Source organism: Streptomyces sp. NPDC014907, from assembly GCF_055562975.1.
The window spans coordinates 245,201-263,425 of sequence record NZ_JBVHEG010000004.1 but is presented as its reverse complement, the minus strand read 5'-3'; the positions used below and the strand labels follow the sequence as shown (position 1 = coordinate 263,425).

Sequence of the window (18,225 nt, the reverse complement as noted above, 5' to 3'; positions counted from 1 at the left end):
GTCGCGGGCGTCCGGGAGGTCACGGACGCCCGGACCGGCCGGCTTCCGGGGATTTCCCGGCGGCGGCAACCTTCCCCCGCCCGGCGGCGACAGAGGGGTGACCGTCCGCCCCGAGGAGCAGAAGGGGGTGTCCGCCCCGTGGACCCCGAACCGGAACGCCTCCCGCACCACCCGGTGGCCGGACCCGGCCACCGGACCGCGCGCGGGACCGGCCCCGGCGGGCGGCCCCCGTGCCGCGGCGACCACTGCCCGCCGGCCCCCGGGGAACGGCCGTGACGCGCCACGACACCCGGGGAGACGGCCTTCCGGCGGAGAACGACCGGTCCGGTCCCCTGGTGGACGGCGGTCCCGAGGGCGAGCGGGTGACCGTCACCCACGCCCCCGCGCTCCCGGACGGCGCCACCGTCCCGCTCCCGGTCTTCAGGACCCGCGTCCGGCGCGTCCCGGCCGCGCCCGCCCTCCCCGTGCGCAGATCCGTCGACCCCGCCACCGGAGCGGTCCTCGTCCTGTGCGGGGAGCGGCGCAGCGAGGTCTTCGTCTCCCGCCCCGACGACGTCCTCGTCCAGTACGTCACCGCCCCCGGTCCCGCCGTCGACGTCGACCTCGACCACCGGCTGCCCGGCGCTCCGCCCGGCCTGGAGACCGGCCGCGGCGTCGCCACCGCCCGCCGCGAGACCCTGCTCACCCTGCGGGTGCGCCACCCGAGGGGCCTCCTCGACCACACGGGCCTCACCCTCCTGCTGGCCGACGCCGGCCGGACCGCGGTCACCGCCTCGGGCATCCGGGTCGAGGGCGCCGGACGGCTCCTGCTCCTCACCCGCGTACGGCCGCACGGCGACGGGTTCGACCCGGTCCGGGAGGCGGCGGCCCTGCGGGCCCTGGCGGGCACCGGACCGGACCGCCCGCCGCCGGACCCGGCTCTCCTCCGGGCCCGGCTCCTCGCCCGGCACACCGCGTCGCCCAGGGGCGCGGGACGGGCGTGACCGACCGCGGGACGGGCGCAGCCGCCCGCGTCCCCGCCCCGTGCCGCCCGCGTCCCCGCCCCGGACCCGTCCCGCGCCGGACCCCCGGCGTCAGTCGTCCGTCACCAGGACCACTTCCAGCGTCCGGGGCCCGTGGACGCCCTCGACCCGGTCGAGTTCGATGTCGCTCGTCGCGGACGGGCCCGAGATCCAGGTCAGCGGACGTGCCGGGTCGAGCCGGGGGAGCGCCAGGGGGACCGAGGCGACCACCTGTTCCGGCGCCCGGACCACGCAGAGGTGCAGGTCGGGAACGAGGGTGAGGGCGCGTCGGCCCTGCCCCGGACCCCCGTCGAGGACGAGCGTGCCGGTCTCGGCGATCGCCACCGCGCACCCCGTCACCACGGCGTCGGCCGCGTCGAGCGCGGACGGGGTCAGCGGGGGCTCGTCCGTCCGCCGGAGGGCGTCGGTGCGGGCGAGCCAGCCGGCGGGCAGGCCGGGCGGGACGACGACCTCGCGGACGCCGCGCTCCGCGAGGATCTCGGCGATCACCTCCGCCAGGCCGCCGGGGACGGTGCGGTGGACGTGGGCCCGGTAGTCGGCGAGGTTCTCGTGGAGCAGGTCGAGGACGCCCGCCGGGTCCCCGGCCGTGTGCCGGACGCGGTAGTCGCGGACCACGCCGGGAGCGGCGGGCGCGTCCGCGACGGCGGCGCGGACACGGGCGAGTACGCGCGCGCGTGAGTCGGTCATGTGCGGTTCTTCCTCCACCAGTCGCGGAACGGCTCGGCGGGCATGTCCGGCAGGTCGCGGCTCTCGGTCCACCGGCGGACCCCCGGGCCCGGTGCCCGCCGGGGGTGCAGCGCGCGGGTGCGGGAGGCCAGGCGCTCCCCGGCCGCGAGCACGCCCGGGTGGTCCAGTACCCAGGTGGCCGCCCTGACCGCGGCCCTCTCCAGGCGGTGGCCGCCCTGTTCCGCCACCTTCCCCCGCAGGTGGACCAGGACTTCGGGGATGTCGATGGCGACCGGGCACACCTCGTAGCAGGCGCCGCAGAGCGAGGAGGCGTACGGCAGGGAGGCGTCGACCTCGCTCGCCGTGCCCCGGAGCTGCGGCGTGAGGATCGCGCCGATCGGCCCCGGGTAGACCGAGCCGTACGCGTGGCCGCCGGCCCGCTCGTACACCGGGCAGACGTTGAGGCAGGCCGAACAGCGGATGCAGCGCAGCGCCTGCCGTCCCACCTCGTCCGCGAGGGCGGCGGTGCGCCCGTTGTCGAGGAGGACGAGGTGGAAGGCCGAGGGCCCGTCGCCGTCCGTGGTGCCCGTCCACGTGCTGGTGTACGGGTTCATGCGCTCGGCCGTCGAGGAGCGGGGGAGCGTCTGCAGGAAGACCTCCAGGTCCCGCCAGGTCGGCACCACCTTCTCGATGCCGACGACCGAGATCAGGGTCTCGGGCAGGGTCAGGCACATGCGGCCGTTGCCCTCGGACTCCACGACGACCAGGGTGCCGGTCTCGGCGACCATGAAGTTCGCCCCCGAGACGCCGACCCGGGCCCGCAGGAACTTCTCCCGCAGGTGCAGCCGGGCCGCCTCCGCCAGGTCGGCCGGGTCGTCGCTCAGCCCCTCCGGCGCGGGGCGGCCCCAATTCCCCATCCGTTCGCGGAAGATGTCGCGGATCTCGCCCCGGTTGCGGTGGATGGCCGGGACCAGGATGTGCGAGGGGCGGTCCTCGCCGAGCTGCACGATCAGCTCCGCGAGGTCCGTCTCGTACGCGGCGATGCCCTCGGCCTCCAGGTGCTCGTTGAGCCCGATCTCCTGCGTGGCCATCGACTTGACCTTGACCACCTCGGTCTCGCCGGTGGCGCGGATCAGCCCGGTGACGATCCGGTTGGCCTCGGCCGCGTCCTCCGCCCAGTGCACGGTGCCGCCCGCCGCCGTCACGGTCTCCTCCAGCCGGAGCAGGTGGGACTCCAGGTTCCGGAGCGTCTCGTCCTTGATCCGCCGGCCGGCCTCCCGGAGCTCCGCCCAGTCGTCCAGCTCGGCCACCGCCCGCGCCCGCTTGTCCCGGATCGTGTGGGTGGCGTGCCTGAGGTTCGCGCGCAGGGTCGTGTCGCCGACCGCGTCCCTCGCCGCCTCCGGGAAGGCCGGCATGCCGACGAAGGCCGGGCCGGACGCGGACGCGCGCCTCTTCTCCTCGCTCACTGCCAGGGCTCCTCTTCCGTGCTCGCCAGGATCTCCGCCAGGTGCAGCGCGCGCAGCGGCGTCCTCCGCCTGGCCAGCATGCCGCCCAGGTGCAGCAGACAGGAGTTGTCCGCGCCGCACAAGACGTCCGCGCCGGTGGACAGGGCGCTCGTGATCTTGTCGGCGCCCATCGCCGCCGAGACGTCGGGGTTCTTCACGGCGAAGGTGCCGCCGAAGCCGCAGCACTCCTCCGCGCCCGGCAGCTCCACGAGGTCCAGGCCCCTCACCGCCTCCAGGAGCCGCCGGGGCCGTTCCCCGAGCCCGAGCAGGCGCAGGCCGTGACAGGACGGGTGGTACGTCACCCGGTGCGGGAAGTACGCGCCCACGTCCGTCACGCCGAGCACGTCCACCAGGAACTCCGTCAGCTCGCGCACGCGCGGCGCCAGCTCCGCCGCCTCCGCGCCGAACGCCGGATAGTGGTGCCGCACCATCGCCGCGCACGACCCGGACGGGGTGACGACGTGGTCGTACCCCTCGAAGGCCCGCACGGCGCGCCGTACGAGCGGCGCGGTCTCCTCGCGGTAACCGGTGTTGAACTGGGGCTGCCCGCAGCAGGACTGCGCGGCCGGGAAGTCCACCTCCACCCCCAGCCGTTCGAGCAGCCGGACCGTGGCCATGCCCGTCGCGGGGAAGACGGCGTCGTTGACGCAGGTGACGAAGAGGGCGACGCGCATCACTGGTTCCTCGGGGACGGTTCGGTCGGGGGGACGCGTTCCTGGTGCCGTTCCGGCGTGGTACGCAGTGTCGCAGGAGCCGCGGCCGGACGTCCGGCCGTCGGCGGGGATCTTTTCCGCCGGGCGCCCGCCGGCCGGGTGCGGGGTCCCGTGCCGGAAGCGGCGTCCCGGGCCGGGGAGGGGGACGCCGGGGCGCTGTCAGTGGCTGGCCCTACCGTTCTCTCCATGACGACGACCTATCTGGAGCTGTCGCAGGACGGCGGCGGTGCCCACAAGTTCTACGAAGTGACCGTGGAGGACCTCGCGGTCACGGTCCGGTACGGCCGGATCGGCACGAGCGGGCAGACGCAGCGCTCCACGTTCCCGACGGCGCAGAAGGCCCAGGCCGCGGCCGCGAAGAAGATCGGCGAGAAGGTCCGCAAGGGGTACGCGCCCGCGGTGCCGGGCGTCCGCGCCGCCCGCCCGGTGACGCGCCGCGAGGTGACCTCGGCGCCCTCCACCGCGCGCGCCGTCGCCCCGGTGCTCTGGCGCTTCCGGACCGGTTCGGCCGCCTTCGGCATCCACGTCGACGAGGAGCGCTGCTGGGTCGGCAACCAGGCGGGAGACGTCTTCACGCTCGACCGCGCCGGCGAGGTGCAGGCCCGGTTCAGCCTGCCGGACGGCGTCAAGTGCCTGGTCGCCGACGACTTCTGGATCTACGCGGGCTGTGACGACGGCAAGGTGTACGACCTGTCGTCCAAGCTCCCCTTCGCCGCGTACGACATCGCCACCGACGTCGACATCTTCTGGCTCGACATCCACGAGGGCGTCCTGCACGTCGCCGACCGGTCGGGCCGGCTCACCGTCATCGACCACGAGGACGAGCACCAGTGGGCGCGCGGCGGTCAGGGCGAGCACGCCTGGATGGTCCGCGCGGACGGCGACGCCGTCTACTACGGGGACACGCGGGGCGTCGCCGCCCACGCGCCGGACGGCGGTGGCGAGTTGTGGCACACGGCCACCGAGGGCGGGGTCCTCTTCGGCTGGCAGGAGGACACCGCGGTCTACGCGGGCACGGCCCGCAAGAAGGTGCAGCGGCTCGCGAAGAAGGACGGCCGGGTGGAGGCGGTGTACTCCTGCGACAGCCCGGTGTACTCCTGTGCCACCTCGCCCGGCGGCCGGTTCGTCTTCGCGGCGGACTCGTCCTCCTCCGTCTACTGCTTCGCGGAGGACGGCACCCGGCTCTGGAAGCTGGGCACGGGCGGCGGTTCGGCGCTCTCCATGCAGTACCGGGACGAGCGGCTCTACCTGGTGACCACGGACGGCTCGCTGGTCTGCGTGGACGCGAGCGAGGCGGCGATCGAGGCCGCCCAGCGGGGCACGGTCCCGGTCGTCCGGGACATCAAGCTCGCCGCCGCCCTCCCGGTGTACGAGCCGGCCACGACCGTCACGGCCGTGACCACCGTCAGCGACGCCCCGGCCGGCGCGGTGGTCGTGGAGTGCGTGAACGAATCGGGCCGGACCCGGGTGCGGGTCGTCTCGCAGGGCTACGAGAGCTCGTGGAACGTCCAGTTCCCGAGGGCGATCCGCGAGCCCGGGGCGCGGTACGTGGTCGACGCCCTGCACCCCGCCGCGGGCGGCTTCTACCGGGTCCGCGGTGACATCCGGCGACTGCTGTGACGGACGGGGCAGCCGGGGGCGTCTTCGAGGCGGCCACGGGCGACGGCCCGCCACCGGCCGACGCCGCGCAGCGGTCCCGGGAGGTCCGGGCGGCCCTCGACGGACTGCTGGGAATCAGACGGCTGACCCGGGGCGGGTCCGGGGACCCGGCCTCCGTGCCCGCCGAGTGGGAACTCCGGCGGCCGGTCCGGGCGGTGGCCCTGGCCCTGGAGGCCGGGGGGATCACCCCCTCGTCCGTGGACGCCACCGGGGCGCGGAGCACCACCGGTTACCGCGTACGGGAGGGGGAGCGGCCCGGCACGGCCGTGGTGGAGTGGCTGGGCCCGCCGGGGGCGGGCGCCGCCCGGGAGGAGGAGGCGGCGCTCGGTGCGTGCGTCCCGGTCCTGGCCCGGCTCGGCTGGGAGGCCCTGCTCTACCGGGGGCCGCGCGGACGCCGCTTCCTGGAGGTGGAGCCCGCGGAGGGGTGAGCGCCGGAGGGGCCCGGCCCCTGCCAGGGGCCGTGACCGCGTCCCCGCGCGGGACCGGACGGACACACCGGTCGCCGGGTTCCGGGGGGACCCGGCGGCCTGGACCGCGCTCCGGACGGCCTGGACCGCGCTCCGGGCGGCCGGGGCCGGGCTTCGGCCGCCGGAACCGCGCTCCGGGCGGGGGCGGGGCGGAGGGTCAGGCGATCGAGGCGGAGACGATCGCCGAGACCGCGATGTTGCAGGAGGCCGTCACCCAGACCGCCGGGTGGGGCGTGGGGTCGACGAGGGTGGCGCCCAGCTTCCCCGGCGTGACCAGGTCGACCACGAAGAAGGCCACCGCCATCAGCACGAGGCCGAGGAGGCCGAACGCGGCGGTCGAGACGATCCCCTTGCCGAAGTCGTCGTACGTCGTCCAGATCGAGGTGAAGACGATGCCGCCGATGCCCAGGAGCGCCGAGCTCAGCAGGACCGCGGCGTTGCGGTTGCGGTCCTCCCAGATCTGCCGTCCGAGCTTTCCGGGGGTCAGCAGGTCCACGAGCACGATGCCCAGGATCAGCAGGACCACGCCGAGGGCGCCGTAGGCGCTGGTCCGGCCGAGACCGTTGACGATGTCGCTCATGGGTTGCCGGCTCCGGGAGTTCACGACCGCGGGGGTCGGTGGTCAAGGACCGGCAAAATGTAGCGCACGCGTCGGCGGCGCCCGCCGCCCGCCCGGAATCCGGGTGGTCGACGGGCGGGAACCGTGTGGTCGGCCGTACGGCGGGGGAGGGGCGGCGGCCGGAGCGGCGGCCCGGCGTCAGGCGCCCGGCGGCAGGCTCTTGGCGCGCGAGCGCACCTGGAAGGCCGTGACGATCTCGACGGCGCCGACGGCGACGAGCCAGATGCCGCCGAGGAGCGTGAGCACCGCGGCCGACTCCAGCGGGGACACGATCAGCACCACTCCGGCGAGCGCGCTGATGATGCCGAGGAAGACCTGCCAGCCACGGGCCGGTACCGCCGGATCGGAGGCCGCGGCCACGGTCTGGGTGATGCCCCGGAAGAGCCAGCCGATGCCGATCCAGAGCGCGAGCAGCAGGATCGACTGCATCGCGCCCCGGAAGCAGAGCAGACCCAGCAGGATCGAGAGCGCGCCGCTGATGAAGGCCATGACCCGCAGCGCGGTGCTCGCGTGCGTGCCGAAGGCGGCGACCAGTTGCATCACGCCGCTGAACAGCAGGTACAGGCCGAAGAGCACACCGGCCACCAGCAGCGACGCCCCGGGCCAGACCAGTACGAGGACGCCGAGGACCAGCGCCACGAAACCGGCGAGGAGCAGGGCCTGCCAGGCGGCACCCGCCAGCGCGCCGAGGGGCCCGGCCGGTACGGACCGGTCCTGGGGCCGTTCGTGGGAACGGTCATGAGTCTGTGCCATGGGCGGAACCCGTCCTTTCGTGGGGGTGGGAAGACGGAGCGGAGCGGAACGGGACGGCTACGGCCCTCCCCACTAAAGCAACAGCGGTCACATGCCGCAAAAGGTGACTCGTACGGAGTAAGGGGACACCCGCCCGGGCGGCGCGCGTCCCGGAGAACGGTGACAGTGGAGGACGTACCCCCCCCGTCTTCCTCACCTGGAGAACCCCATGGCCCACTTCAACCGACGCGACTTGGGGCTGCTCGTGCTGAGGGGCGGCACCGGAGCCGTGCTCGCCGCGCACGGCGCGCAGAAGCTCTTCGGCTGGTTCGGAGGCGGTGGAATCGAGGGCACCGGCAAGGCGATGGAGGCGATGGGCTTCTCGCCGGGCCGGCGGAGCGCGGTCGCCGCGGGGCTCGGCGAGGCCGGCGGCGGTCTCCTCCTCGCCCTCGGTCTCGCCACCCCGGCGGCCGGCGCCGCCGCGGCCGGAGCCATGGCCGGAGCCGTCTCGGTGCACGCCCCGGCCGGCTTCTTCGCCCAGGGCGGGGGCTACGAGTACCCGGCCTTCCTCGGCTTCACGGCCGCCGCGATCGGCGTCACGGGCGCCGGACGCTACTCCCTGGACCACGCCACCGGTCACGTCCTCGACCGGCCGTGGGTGGTGGCCGTCGCCTTCCTCGGCACCGCGGTCGCCGCCGCGGCCGTCGTGGGCCGCCGCGCCCAGGGGCAGGCGGCCTCCGCGCAGGACTCCTCCGGGCAGAATTCCTCCGGGCAGGACTCCCCGGGCGACGGGCCCTCCTGACGGAGTCCCACCCGGGGCCCGCACGCGTCCGCCGCGCGGGAGGGTTAGGCTCGCCGCAGAGGAAGGGACGGGCGCCGCGCATGAAGATCGATCTGACGGACACCAATTCCAGCAAGATCAACAAGGCGATCCTGGAGGGCCGCAGGGACACCGGCACCCCTGCCGTCGGTGCCGTGCTCACCCTCGTGGTCGTCACCGACGAGGAGAACGCCTACGACGCGGTCAGGGCCGCCAACGAGGCCTCCCGGGAACACCCCTCCCGCATCCTCGTGGTCGTCAAGCGCCACGCGCGCACCCTTCGCGGACGGCACGAGACCCGGCTCGACGCCGAGGTCCGGCTCGGCAGCGACGCCGGATCGGGCGAAACGATCCTGCTCCGGCTCCACGGCGAACTCGGCGCCCGCGCCGACTCCGTGGTCCTCCCGCTGCTCCTGCCGGACGCGCCCGTCGTCGTCTGGTGGCCCGTCGACGCCCCGGAGATCCCCTCCGGAGACCCGCTGGGCTCGCTCGCGCAGCGCCGCATCACCGACGCGTACGCGGTCGAGGACCCCCTCGCCGCCCTGGAGACCCGCGCCGCCTCGTACGCGCCCGGCGACACGGACCTCGCCTGGACGCGGCTCACCCCCTGGCGCTCGATGCTGGCCGCCGCGCTCGACCAGGCACCGCTCACCGTGACCTCCGCCGCGGTCGAGAGCGAGGCGGAGAACCCCAGCGCCGAACTCCTCGCCCGCTGGCTCGAGGTCCGGCTCGGAGTCCCCGTCGAACGGACCGTCACCGAAGGCCCGGTCGTCACCGCCGTCCGCATGGGCACCCCGGGCGGCGAGATCCGCATCGACCGGCCCGAGGGGCCGGTGGCCCGGCTCGCCATCCCCGGCCAGCCCCACCGGGTCCTCGCCCTCAAGGTCCGCACCACCGCCGAACTGATCGCCGAGGAGCTGCGCCGGCTCGACCCCGACGAGGCCTACGAGGCCGCCCTGCGCCACCGCCACCGCCCCTGATCCCGTCACGCGCCCGGGCCCGGTCCGTCACACCCCGGTCCGCCGTACCCAAGGCCCGCCCCGGTTCGCCGTACCCAAGGCCCGGCCCGGCGCCGGGCCGGGTCGTGATCGGTCGGGTCAGGAGCGGGGCCCCACCGTGCGGGCACCCGCACGGACGGTGATGGCGAGCGCCGGACAGGAGTCGGCGGCGTCCAGGGCCCGTTCGTCCTCGGGAATCTCCCGGCGCACCGGCTCCGCCGTGGCGCCCTCCAGCCGGTACAGGTCCGGGGCGAGCCCGGCGCACATGCCCGACCCGATGCACGCCCCCCGGTCGACCTCGGTGGTCCAGCCCATCGCGCTCACCAGCCCACCGGCATCTCGCGCGGACCGCGCACCAGCATCTGGTCCTTCCACCGCACGTCCCCGGCCAGGTGCAGGTCCGGGAAGCGGGTGAGGAGCGCCAGGACCGCCTCCTGGAGCTCCAGACGGGCGAGCGGCGCGCCCAGACAGTGGTGGACGCCGTGCCCGAAGCCGAGGTGCTGGACGCCGGCGCGGGTGACGTCGAGCCGTCCGGGACCGGTGAACTTCAGGGCGTCGCGGTTGGCGGCGCCGATCGCGACGAGCACCGGCTCCCCGGCCCGGACCAGGGTGCCGCCCACCTCGACGTCCTCGGTGGCGTACCGGGGGAAGGCGGCGCCGCTGCCCAGCGGCACGAACCGCAGCAGCTCCTCGACGGCGCCCTTGATCAGGTCGGGCCGCTCGCGCAGCAGGGCGAGCTGGTCGGGATGGTCGAGCAGGGCGTGCGCGAAGTTGGGGATCTGACTGGCCGTCGTCTCGTGCCCCGCGACGAGGATGCCCACGCACAGGTCGACGAGCTCCGGCTCGGTGAGCCGGTCACCGGTGTCGCGCGCCTCGATCAGACCGGTCATCAGGTCGGGGCGCGGGCGGGCGCGGTGGTCCTCGATGAGCGCCGCCATGTAGGCCCGCAGCTCCTCGCGGCTGCGCCAGAACTCCTCGGCGGTCAGCGAACTGGTGGACAGCGCAGCGTCGCTCCACACCCGGAACTTCGGGCGGTCCTCCTCCGGGACGCCGAGCATGCGGCAGATGACCGCGACCGGGAGGGGGAGCGCGTACGACTCCACCAGGTCGGCCGGCGGTCCGGCGGCCTCCATCTCGTCGAGGAACCCGTGGGCCAGCTCGCGCACCTGGGGCCGCAGCTTCTCGACCTGGTGGACCGTGAACGCCTTGGCGACCAGGGTGCGCAGCCGGGTGTGGCCGGGCGGGTCCATGCCGAGGATGCCGGAGTCCTGCTGAGCCTCGGACTGGCGGGGCTCGTCGTGCTTGGCGGCCTCGGCGCGGCTGAAGCGCCGGTCGCCGAGGACCAGGCGGGCGTCGGCATAGCGGGTGGCGAGCCAGGCGGGTTCGCCGTACGCCATCCGGACGCGTAACAGCCCCGGGTGCTCCAGCGCCTCGACGTACGCCTCGGCGAGGCCGAGCCCCTCGGGCTCGTTGAAGGGATAGGCGAGGGGAGTGGGGTCCGCCGTCGCGGTCATGGGGCGCCTCCGGTGAGTGAGCGGGTGATGACAGAACCTAAGGGGGGCGCCGGGGGCGGTCAATGGGGCCACGGCCCGTCGCCGCCGCGTACGGCATGGACTTCGCGGAACCGCCGGACGGCCCCTCGGGCGTCCTCCTGGCGACGCTCAGGAAGAAGTCGCCGGAGGGGACGGGCGGCAGGCCGGAATCCGGCCTGCCGCTCCTGCGCGGCCTGCGCCTGACCGCGACGCGCGCCTCGCTGTACCGGGGGATACTCGCGCAGACCGCGCAGACCGCGCAGACCGCGCAGACCGCGCAGACCGCGCAGACCGCGCAGGACACCCGGCTGCTCGGCCCCGTCGCCTCCTGCCACCTCCGGACGCTGCGGCAGAGGCGCCGGACCAACACCATGATCAAGAACCTGTCGCCGCAGGCGCTGACCGGCCTGTGGGCTCCCGGACCGCTCCCCGCCGCCCCGGGGCGCCGTCGCACGGGCACACCGCGCCCGGGAACGTGCCGGGAGTCCGGTGAACGGTGCCGCGGGACCGGAAGCCCCGGGCTCCCCGGCGCGGCTCCCGGCCCCGACGCCCGCTCCCGGCGACAGCACGTGGACCCGCGTCCCCGGCCGGGAGGTGGATACGGGCGAGAAGGGGTAGATCGCCGATTTCGGCGGCGGGACGTTCCTCCGTCCGGAAAGCACTATGTTCTGACGTGGTCCGTCGTACGACCCTCAATCCCACCCGACCAGGACCCGACAGGAGCAGGAAATGTCCGAGACCGCACCGGGCCTCACGACACAGCCCACCGCCACCACCTACGAACTCGGTCAGCTCGTGCCCTGGGCCCAGGAGGGTCGGGTCAGGGTGCCGCACTTCCAGCGCGGCTTCCGCTGGCAGGCCAAGGACGTGTTGCGGCTCTTCGACAGCATCGTGCGCGGCTACCCGGTGGGCAACCTGCTGTTGTGGGTGCGGAAGTCACCCGCGGAAAAGATCAAGCTGGGACAGCTGGTCATCGAGGCACCGTCGCAGGACGAGGCGTTCTGGGTGGTCGACGGCCAGCAGCGCCTGACCAGCCTCGCCAACGCACTGCACCCCGAGGGCAACAAGCACGAGCCGTTCAACGTGGTCTACGACTTGGCGGAGGAACAGTTCATCGAGGCGCCCCGGTACGGCCTGGAGCCGCACCACGTCGACGCCCCCACGCTTTTCGACGGCCGGCGCCTGCTGAGTTGGTTCCGTACCCAGGGGCCGGAGGTGGAGGACTACTACGACAAGGCGGAGGAGGTCTCCACCAAGCTCCGCCAGTACAAGGTCCCCGCTTATCTGGTCCGTCAGGACGACCTGCACGTTCTGACGGACATCTTCGACCGGATGAACAACTACGGGCGGCGTCTCAACCGAGCGGAGATCTTCACGGCCCTCAATTCCGGTACCGAGGAGGGTTTCGAAGGCCAGCTGAACTTCTCGCGCATCGCGGACAACGTGGCCGCCCGTACGCTTTTCGGGACCATCGACGTCAACACCATCCTCGCGGCGTTCCTGGCGCGACGGGGCGTGAACCCCATGCGTGACATCCGGACCGAGTTCGCCACCGAGTCGCGCCGCTCGCAGCTCGAGTTCGTGGAGGACGAGCAGACGGCCTACCGGGAGGCGGAGGAGGCGCTGGTGCGCGCCGTCATGTTCCTCATCGAGACCGCGGGAGTGCCGCACATCGCGCTGCTTCCCTACCGGGCCCAGCTCGTCGTCCTCACACGCTTCTTCGCGCACTTCCCGAACCCGGCGCCCAACAGCCTGCGACTGCTGCGACGCCTCTTCTGGCGCCTGTCGATCGCGGGCCCGTCGGTCTTCAAGGGCAGTTTCACCCAGTTCAGCCGTATCCTCAGCAACAAGATCCGGCCGGGGGACGAAGAAGGTTCGCTGCAGGCGCTCCTGGACACGATGAAGGACGCCGTGCACGCCCGTCCCAACCCGGACCGCTTCCGTACGAACGAGGCCACCGCGAAGATCGTGCTCAGCGCGTGGTGGTCCTTGCGGCCCCGTTCCCTCGCCACGGGGGCCCCCGCGGACGCGCAGAGTCTGTCCAGCATTCTCGGTGACGAACAGACACCGGTCGGCGCCATTCCCTACGTCTTTCCCCGTCTCAACGAGCCGGGTGAGAAGGGCAAGCGCCTGTGGGCGGCGAACCGCATCTTCCTCCCGTTCGGCGAGGACCTGCCCTCCGAGGTCTCCCGCATGCTCGCCGAGCCCCGCATCGACCTGGACGAGGACGCTTGGCGAGAGGTCATCGGCTCACACCTCATCGACGACGCCGCCCTGGACGCCCTGGCGCAGGGGGACCGAATCGGGTTCCTCGAAGCACGCCAGAGGCGCATTCACGCTCATCTCGACGACTTCCTCGCCCGCATGACCCAGTGGGACTACGAGGACACACCGTCCCTCGACGGACTGGACTTCGACGACGAGGAGAACGAACCGGAGATCGACTTCTCCGACGACCAGCTTCGTTAGCCGCACAGCCTTCATGTCATCGGAAAGGATGGCCATGACCGGTCGTCTGCCGGAAGTCTTCCACGCCGTGCTCCTCCACGGCGCACGAGTGGGCACGCTTTGCCAGCGGGGTGACCACACGCGCTTCGTCCTCAATCAGTCCTATATGGAGAACCCCTCCAGGCCGGTGCTCGGCCTGCGTTTCGAGGAGGACCTGAGCGGGCCGTACGCCGCAGCTCTGCGATTGCCCCGCTGGTTCTCCAACCTCCTTCCGGAGGGCCCCCTGCGGGACTGGATCGCTCAGGACCGAGGAGTCTCCCTGGACCGGGAGATGGAACTGCTCGCCCAGGTCGGGCACGACCTGCCGGGCGCGGTACAGGTACTTCCCGCGGAGGGCCCCGACGACGGCTGGGAATGGAACGAAGCCGGCATCGCGCGAAAGACCGACGGAGCGGCACGCACCGGCCGGGCCGAGTCCCCCTGGAGATTTTCCCTGGCGGGGGTCGCGCTGAAGTTCTCCCTGCTGGCCCGGGGTGACCGTTTGACGGTGCCGGTGGGCGGAGAACTGGGGGACTGGCTCGTCAAGTTCCCCGACTACCGTCATCCACACGTGCCGTGCAACGAATTCGCCATGATGTCACTCGCCGGGCAGGTGGGCCTGGACGTGCCCGATGTCAGGTTGGTGCACCGGGACGAGCTGGACGGCATCCCCGACCGCATGTGGCCCAACAAGGAGGAGTGGGCCTACGCGGTGCGCCGGTTCGACCGTTCTCCGCAACCGGGCCGCGCGCGCGTCCACATCGAAGACTTCGCCCAGGTGAAGGACGTCTACCCGATCGACAAGTACAACTCCTCCTTCGAGACGGTCGCCTCCTTCGCCTACCGCGGCCATGACGTGGAAGCGCTGCGGGAGGCAGTTCGGCGGATCGCCTTCTCCGTCGTCGTCGGCAACGGGGACGCGCACCTGAAGAACTGGTCACTGATCTACCGGGACCAGATCACCCCGAGCCTGTCGCCCGTCTACGACCTGGTGTCCACCATCCCCTACACCCCCTCCGACGAAGTCGAGGACCTCGGCCTCAAACTGGGCGGCAGCAAGCGGTTCGAAGCGGTGAGCGCGGCTTCCTTCATTCGCCTTGAACGCCGCCTCGACCACCGTTTCGGCACCACGGGCGCCGGGCTCGGAGAGATCGCCGTACGAACGGCGGAGCACGTACTGGAGAAATGGCCGGCGCACGAGCACCTGCTGAGCGACGTTCCGGACGTCCAGCGGTCGGTCACCGCCTGGATCCGGGAGTCCGCCGCCCGGATCCGAAAAGGCTCGCCCACGCCCTGAGGGACTCGTGCCGCCCGAACGCCGCCCTCCCGTACGACTGCCACCTCGTCGGGAAGGCCGGCGGAGTCCGCGAACTCGCCTGGGCGGTTTCGTTCGGACCACCGCGTGGTTTCAGGGGAAGAGGCCCGCGACGTGGGGTCCGGCCGGGTGGGTCTCTGGGATCAGTCCGTCACGGGACCGACACGCCTGGCCCGGCACGGAGTCCTTTCCGTACCCCTGGGGGCGGAACGTCCCCGGCAGTGGAGGGAACACCCGCCGGAACGGGGCGGGGCGATGTGGTCGGTGCCCCGCGCCGCGCCCGGCATGACAAGCTGTGCCTGCCCACCCCCCCCGAACCCAGGAGGTCACCATGACCGAAGAGCCCACAGCCACGGAAGGTTCGGAGCCGGCCACCCCCGAGGCGTCCCCGCTGACGCCGGACGGCGACGGCAACTACGACCTCAAGCGCAAGTTCCGCGAAGCCCTGGCGCGCAAGCGCGGTGCGCAGGCGGACACGGCCGACGTGGCCGCCGGCCCGGACGCGTCGAAGGTGCGCGCGGCGCACGGCCCGGCCGCGAGCCAGCGGTCGTTCAGGCGCAAGAGCGGCGGCTGAGCCGACCGGCTCCGCCGCCGGCCGCTCCACCTCCACCGCCGCCCCGGCACCACGCTGCCGGCGCGGTGCCGGGGCGGTGCCGGCGAGGACTCACCCGCCGGCCCGGCCGGATACGACGGGCCGCGCCGCCCCGCCCGGTGCCCGGCAGGCCGCGCCACCCCGCCCGCTGTCCGGCGGGCCACCGGCCGCCGGGCGGACGCACACGAGGGCCGGAGCCGGTGGCGGGACCACCGGTTCCGGCCCTCGCGGGCATCAGCTCGTTACATCGGCTCGGGGAAGATGTCGCTGATGCTCCAGGCGACGCTGAAGCAGGGGAACAGGGCGTCGGCCTCCTGCTCGGTCTCCAGGGCCTGGAGCGCGAGGATCTGGTCCATGGGTGATCTCCTCTTTCTCGTAGGGGTCGTACCGGTCGGTTCACTGTGCACCTCGGCACGGAGGTGTCCGCCGCCGTGCCGAGGGGTTCTGGGGGCGTTTCGTCCCGTGACGTCAGGCGGCTGCCGGGAGCCGGGGACGCGCATCGGGTCCCGGCAGGAGCGGGCCGGTCAGCAGGCGGTGCAGGACCAGCAGGACACCGGCCCCGCCACTGGACAGGTCGGCGGTGAACCGCTGCGAACCCGCTCCGAGGAAGCGGACACCGCGCCGGTGGGGGACCGCGTACTTCAGCAGGCCGGTCGCGGCGCGCACGGCGTCCTCGCGGGCGGCCTCCGTGCCGGTGAGTTCGGCGTGCCGGGTCAGGAACCAGGCCAGTCCGGCCAGCCCCCGGTACAGGCCCGGCTCCTTCGTGGCGCGGGAGACCCGGATGCCCGCGACCAGGCGCGGCAGCGCCGCGGCGCAGCGCTCGTCCGGGGCGGTGGCCACGTAGTGGGTGAGCACCGCCGCGAGACCGGCCGCGCCCGTGGCCAGGTACGGCATGGCACGGGTGAGCCGCGCATTGTCGGAGAGGGACAGGGCGCCGTCGTCCAGCGGAAAGGTCCGGTCCAGTTCCTGGTGGAGCAGCAGGCGGCCCGCCTCCAGGAAACGGGCCTCGCCGGTGCCGAGGGCCAGGCGGTGGAGGAAGAGGGCGGGCCCCGAACGGCCGTGCAGCAGGCCGCGGGCGTCGTGTTCGCCGAGGGTGGCCGGCAGGTCGGGGGCGCGCAGCAGGCGTTCCCCCGCCGCGACGGCCCGCTCCAGGTGGCCGCTCTCCCCGGTCAGCCGGTGCAGGGCGAGCCAGCTCAGGCCGACCCCGGCCCGCCCGCCGGCCAGCGTGCCGCAGGACGCGGTGAGGGGGTGGTCGTCGGCGTCCCGGAGCAGGTCGGCGGCCTCGTCCAGCCGGCCGAGGTCGGCCAGCACCCGGGCGACGCCGGCCGAGCCGACGAGCAGCCCGGGGGGCAGCGTGCCGTGCAGCGCCAGCGCGTCGTGGCGCAGCCGTTCGCGGATCTCCTCCGGCACCGCGACCCCGGCGCGCCGCAGGGCGTACACCACCCCGGCCGTGCCGTAGGCCAGGCACACGTTGTTGGTCCGGAACGCCTCGGGCGAGGGCGGGAAGACCCACTCCGGCCGGTCGGCGTCGGCCGTCGCGAGCAGTCCCGCGGCCACCTCCCCGGCCAGCCGGGTGAGACAGCCGCGCGGATCGGCGTCCACCTCGGCGGGGGAGGGCGGGTGACCGGGGCCGTTCCGGTCCCGCGTCCGGTCCTCCGCCGGGTGGAAGGCGGTCGCCCGCCGCCACAGGTCCTGCGGCGGGGCCACGTCCGCCAGGTCGTGGCGCAGCAGTACGAGGTTGGCGGGCGCGTGCTCGGCGATCTCGTTGAACGGCGCCAGGAAGGCGAGCGCGACGGCCGCCGTGCCGTACCGGTCCTGCAGCAGCGGATCGGTGTCGGTCCGGCGCAGGCCGGGTGGCGGGGCGAACCCCGGGGTGCCCATCCCCGACGGGGCCCCGGACAGCGCCGAGGCCGTCTCGAAGTCCACCAGCCGGACCCCGCCCGACGGCGTGACCAGGACGTTGCCCGGGCTGAGGTCGCCGAACCGGTGACCGGCGGCGTGCAGCCGTTCGAGCGCCGCGTCCAGTCCGGCCAGCAGCCGCCGGCACGCCTCGTAGTACGCGGCGACGGACTCGGCCGTGCGGTCGGCACGGGCCAGCGGGGAGGACCGGCTCAGCCAGCCCACCAGCGGCTGCCCCGCGACGTGTTCGGTGACGAGGAAGTCGTTCTCCCACTCCGTGAAGTGGTCCAGCGGCTCCGGGCCCACCCCCGGGACGGCCGCGTGCAGCTCGCGCAGCACGTCGTACTCGTGCCGCAGCCGCTGCCGCGCGTCGGTCCCGTCGAAGACCAGGCCGTTGTGGGCACGGGCCTCCTTGAGGAAGACGGTGCGGCCGGTCCGCCGGTCGCGGGCCAGGTAGGCGCCGCCGGCGTTGCTCAGGCGTATTGCGCGGGTCACCTCGTAGTCGCGGATCAGGATCGGGCCCGCGTGCGGCCGCTCCTCCCGTTCGGCGAAGGGGTCCGTGATCCCCTCGGGCAGGTGGAAGGCGGGCAGCCGCGCGTCCACGACCTCGCGGCCGGAGCCGTCGCGGACCATCACCTCCCGGGTGCCGTCGGCCCGGAGCCGGCCGAGGGCACCGTCGAAGGAGCCGTAGCGGTAGTGGACCGTCCGCGAGTCGCGGAAGCGGCGGTCGGTGAGGACGTACGGCCCCTCCTCCCCGTCGAGCGCGTCCCGCAGGCGTTCGAGGAGCCGGCGGGCGGTCGCCGTGTCCGGTGGGTAGACGGCGCAGAACTTGCCCGACTGGGCCCGCGCGGCGTGCTTGTGATGGAGGAACAGGAAGAAGAGCCGGGCACTCAGGTGCTTGAACGGCACGCCCTCGGAGAAACAGATCCCGGCGACCGTGTCGAGCACGTGCTGGGCCCGGTCCAGCCGCGCCGACACGTGGATCTTCCAGCCCTGTCCGGCGGGCCCGGTCCTCCGGCCGGGCCAGACCGTCCAGATGCCCTGTTCGGAGCCGCGCAGGCCGGGCGGGACCTCGCCGGGGACGAAGCGCGGCCCGGGGTCGGCCACGCGGGGCAGCGGCAGATAGTACTCCCGGTCCGCGAGCGCCTCGGCGAAGCCTTCGAGCACGGGATCTCCTCACAGAGTGGTGGTGGGCCGTC

The 18,225-nt window shown here is 73.8% G+C and carries 17 protein-coding genes; 8 read left to right on the top strand and 9 right to left on the bottom strand.

The window, feature by feature from the left end:
• Positions 1-272: 272 nt before the first annotated feature.
• Positions 273-983 (top strand): glycoside hydrolase family 95 protein, encoded by a 711-nt coding sequence (locus ACZ3IL_RS13405; RefSeq protein WP_467389752.1) that lies wholly within the window; start codon positions 273-275, stop codon positions 981-983.
• Between the two features lie 90 nt (positions 984-1,073).
• Here the strand turns inward: ACZ3IL_RS13405 and ACZ3IL_RS13400 are convergent, their stop codons facing one another.
• From ACZ3IL_RS13400 to ACZ3IL_RS13390, 3 genes are read right to left on the bottom strand one after another with little or no spacing between them, the layout of a single operon-like run.
• Positions 1,074-1,709 (bottom strand): LutC/YkgG family protein, encoded by a 636-nt coding sequence (locus ACZ3IL_RS13400; protein ID WP_467389750.1) that lies wholly within the window; start codon positions 1,707-1,709, stop codon positions 1,074-1,076.
• The gene (locus ACZ3IL_RS13395) at positions 1,706-3,103 is read right to left on the bottom strand and encodes a lactate utilization protein B (protein WP_467390466.1); all 1,398 of its coding nucleotides are present in this window, start codon (positions 3,101-3,103) and stop codon (positions 1,706-1,708) included. Before ACZ3IL_RS13395 ends, ACZ3IL_RS13400 begins: the two co-directional genes overlap by 4 nt.
• Positions 3,104-3,150: 47 nt before the next feature.
• Complete coding sequence (locus ACZ3IL_RS13390) at positions 3,151-3,867, bottom strand: (Fe-S)-binding protein (protein ID WP_467389747.1); 717 nt, start codon at positions 3,865-3,867, stop codon at positions 3,151-3,153.
• Positions 3,868-4,092: 225 nt separating this feature from the next.
• Between ACZ3IL_RS13390 and ACZ3IL_RS13385 the strand changes: the two genes are divergently transcribed.
• The gene (locus tag ACZ3IL_RS13385; RefSeq protein WP_467389745.1) at positions 4,093-5,526 is read left to right on the top strand and encodes a WGR domain-containing protein; all 1,434 of its coding nucleotides are present in this window, start codon (positions 4,093-4,095) and stop codon (positions 5,524-5,526) included.
• Positions 5,523-5,993 carry a hypothetical protein gene (locus ACZ3IL_RS13380; RefSeq protein ID WP_467389743.1) on the top strand — a complete coding sequence of 157 codons (471 nt, stop codon included), beginning with the start codon at positions 5,523-5,525 and terminating at the stop codon, positions 5,991-5,993. The genes ACZ3IL_RS13385 and ACZ3IL_RS13380 overlap by 4 nt, the downstream gene beginning before the upstream one ends.
• Before the next feature lie 196 nt (positions 5,994-6,189).
• On the opposite strand, the gene ACZ3IL_RS13375 is transcribed toward ACZ3IL_RS13380, so the two are convergent.
• Together ACZ3IL_RS13375 and ACZ3IL_RS13370 are read right to left on the bottom strand one after the other, a co-directional pair.
• A complete protein-coding gene (locus ACZ3IL_RS13375) occupies positions 6,190-6,612 on the bottom strand; it encodes a DUF350 domain-containing protein (RefSeq protein ID WP_467389741.1) in 423 nt (140 codons plus the stop codon).
• Between the two features lie 177 nt (positions 6,613-6,789).
• Positions 6,790-7,404, bottom strand: a complete 615-nt coding sequence (locus tag ACZ3IL_RS13370; protein ID WP_467389739.1) for an HdeD family acid-resistance protein — start codon at positions 7,402-7,404, stop codon at positions 6,790-6,792.
• Between the two features lie 208 nt (positions 7,405-7,612).
• Between ACZ3IL_RS13370 and ACZ3IL_RS13365 the strand changes: the two genes are divergently transcribed.
• Entirely contained in the window at positions 7,613-8,185 is a 573-nt protein-coding gene (locus ACZ3IL_RS13365; protein WP_467389737.1) for a DoxX family protein, read from the top strand.
• A gap of 80 nt (positions 8,186-8,265) precedes the next feature.
• The gene (opcA, locus tag ACZ3IL_RS13360) at positions 8,266-9,183 is read left to right on the top strand and encodes a glucose-6-phosphate dehydrogenase assembly protein OpcA (protein ID WP_467389735.1); all 918 of its coding nucleotides are present in this window, start codon (positions 8,266-8,268) and stop codon (positions 9,181-9,183) included.
• Between the two features lie 117 nt (positions 9,184-9,300).
• Here the strand turns inward: opcA and ACZ3IL_RS13355 are convergent, their stop codons facing one another.
• The 3 genes from ACZ3IL_RS13355 to ACZ3IL_RS13345 are packed head-to-tail and all read right to left on the bottom strand — an operon-like array spanning position 9,301 to position 11,106.
• Positions 9,301-9,516, bottom strand: coding sequence for a ferredoxin (locus tag ACZ3IL_RS13355; RefSeq protein WP_467390464.1), 216 nt, complete (start codon positions 9,514-9,516; stop codon positions 9,301-9,303).
• 5 nt (positions 9,517-9,521) lie between these two features.
• Positions 9,522-10,715, bottom strand: coding sequence for a cytochrome P450 (locus ACZ3IL_RS13350; RefSeq protein ID WP_467389733.1), 1,194 nt, complete (start codon positions 10,713-10,715; stop codon positions 9,522-9,524).
• A 37-nt stretch (positions 10,716-10,752) separates the two neighbouring features.
• A complete protein-coding gene (locus tag ACZ3IL_RS13345) occupies positions 10,753-11,106 on the bottom strand; it encodes a hypothetical protein (protein ID WP_467389731.1) in 354 nt (117 codons plus the stop codon).
• A 356-nt stretch (positions 11,107-11,462) separates the two neighbouring features.
• On the opposite strand from ACZ3IL_RS13345, the gene ACZ3IL_RS13340 reads away from it, so the two are divergent.
• From ACZ3IL_RS13340 to ACZ3IL_RS13330, 3 genes are all read left to right on the top strand, one after another.
• Positions 11,463-13,202: a DUF262 domain-containing protein gene (locus tag ACZ3IL_RS13340; protein ID WP_467389729.1), complete on the top strand. Its 1,740-nt coding sequence runs from the start codon at positions 11,463-11,465 to the stop codon at positions 13,200-13,202.
• A 34-nt stretch (positions 13,203-13,236) separates the two neighbouring features.
• Positions 13,237-14,517 (top strand): type II toxin-antitoxin system HipA family toxin, encoded by a 1,281-nt coding sequence (locus ACZ3IL_RS13335; RefSeq protein WP_467389727.1) that lies wholly within the window; start codon positions 13,237-13,239, stop codon positions 14,515-14,517.
• A gap of 349 nt (positions 14,518-14,866) precedes the next feature.
• Positions 14,867-15,109, top strand: a complete 243-nt coding sequence (locus ACZ3IL_RS13330; RefSeq protein WP_467389725.1) for a DUF5302 domain-containing protein — start codon at positions 14,867-14,869, stop codon at positions 15,107-15,109.
• A gap of 486 nt (positions 15,110-15,595) precedes the next feature.
• On the opposite strand, the gene lanKC is transcribed toward ACZ3IL_RS13330, so the two are convergent.
• Complete coding sequence (gene lanKC, locus ACZ3IL_RS13325; protein WP_467389723.1) at positions 15,596-18,193, bottom strand: class III lanthionine synthetase LanKC; 2,598 nt, start codon at positions 18,191-18,193, stop codon at positions 15,596-15,598.
• Positions 18,194-18,225 lie beyond the last annotated feature (32 nt).

What these genes read in the sequence shown, in the direction of transcription:
- ACZ3IL_RS13400 (WP_467389750.1), bottom strand. Translation starts at nt 1,709, where the DNA reads ATGACCGACTCACGCGCGCGCGTACTCGCCCGTGTCCGCGCCGCCGTC.
- ACZ3IL_RS13395 (WP_467390466.1), bottom strand. Translation starts at nt 3,103, where the DNA reads ATGCCGGCCTTCCCGGAGGCGGCGAGGGACGCGGTCGGCGACACGACC.
- ACZ3IL_RS13390 (WP_467389747.1), bottom strand. Translation starts at nt 3,867, where the DNA reads ATGCGCGTCGCCCTCTTCGTCACCTGCGTCAACGACGCCGTCTTCCCC.
- ACZ3IL_RS13385 (WP_467389745.1), top strand. Translation starts at nt 4,093, where the DNA reads ATGACGACGACCTATCTGGAGCTGTCGCAGGACGGCGGCGGTGCCCAC.
- ACZ3IL_RS13375 (WP_467389741.1), bottom strand. Translation starts at nt 6,612, where the DNA reads ATGAGCGACATCGTCAACGGTCTCGGCCGGACCAGCGCCTACGGCGCC.
- ACZ3IL_RS13370 (WP_467389739.1), bottom strand. Translation starts at nt 7,404, where the DNA reads ATGGCACAGACTCATGACCGTTCCCACGAACGGCCCCAGGACCGGTCC.
- ACZ3IL_RS13365 (WP_467389737.1), top strand. Translation starts at nt 7,613, where the DNA reads ATGGCCCACTTCAACCGACGCGACTTGGGGCTGCTCGTGCTGAGGGGC.
- opcA (WP_467389735.1), top strand. Translation starts at nt 8,266, where the DNA reads ATGAAGATCGATCTGACGGACACCAATTCCAGCAAGATCAACAAGGCG.
- ACZ3IL_RS13355 (WP_467390464.1), bottom strand. Translation starts at nt 9,516, where the DNA reads ATGGGCTGGACCACCGAGGTCGACCGGGGGGCGTGCATCGGGTCGGGC.
- ACZ3IL_RS13350 (WP_467389733.1), bottom strand. Translation starts at nt 10,715, where the DNA reads ATGACCGCGACGGCGGACCCCACTCCCCTCGCCTATCCCTTCAACGAG.
- ACZ3IL_RS13345 (WP_467389731.1), bottom strand. Translation starts at nt 11,106, where the DNA reads ATGGTGTTGGTCCGGCGCCTCTGCCGCAGCGTCCGGAGGTGGCAGGAG.
- ACZ3IL_RS13340 (WP_467389729.1), top strand. Translation starts at nt 11,463, where the DNA reads ATGTCCGAGACCGCACCGGGCCTCACGACACAGCCCACCGCCACCACC.
- ACZ3IL_RS13335 (WP_467389727.1), top strand. Translation starts at nt 13,237, where the DNA reads ATGACCGGTCGTCTGCCGGAAGTCTTCCACGCCGTGCTCCTCCACGGC.
- ACZ3IL_RS13330 (WP_467389725.1), top strand. Translation starts at nt 14,867, where the DNA reads ATGACCGAAGAGCCCACAGCCACGGAAGGTTCGGAGCCGGCCACCCCC.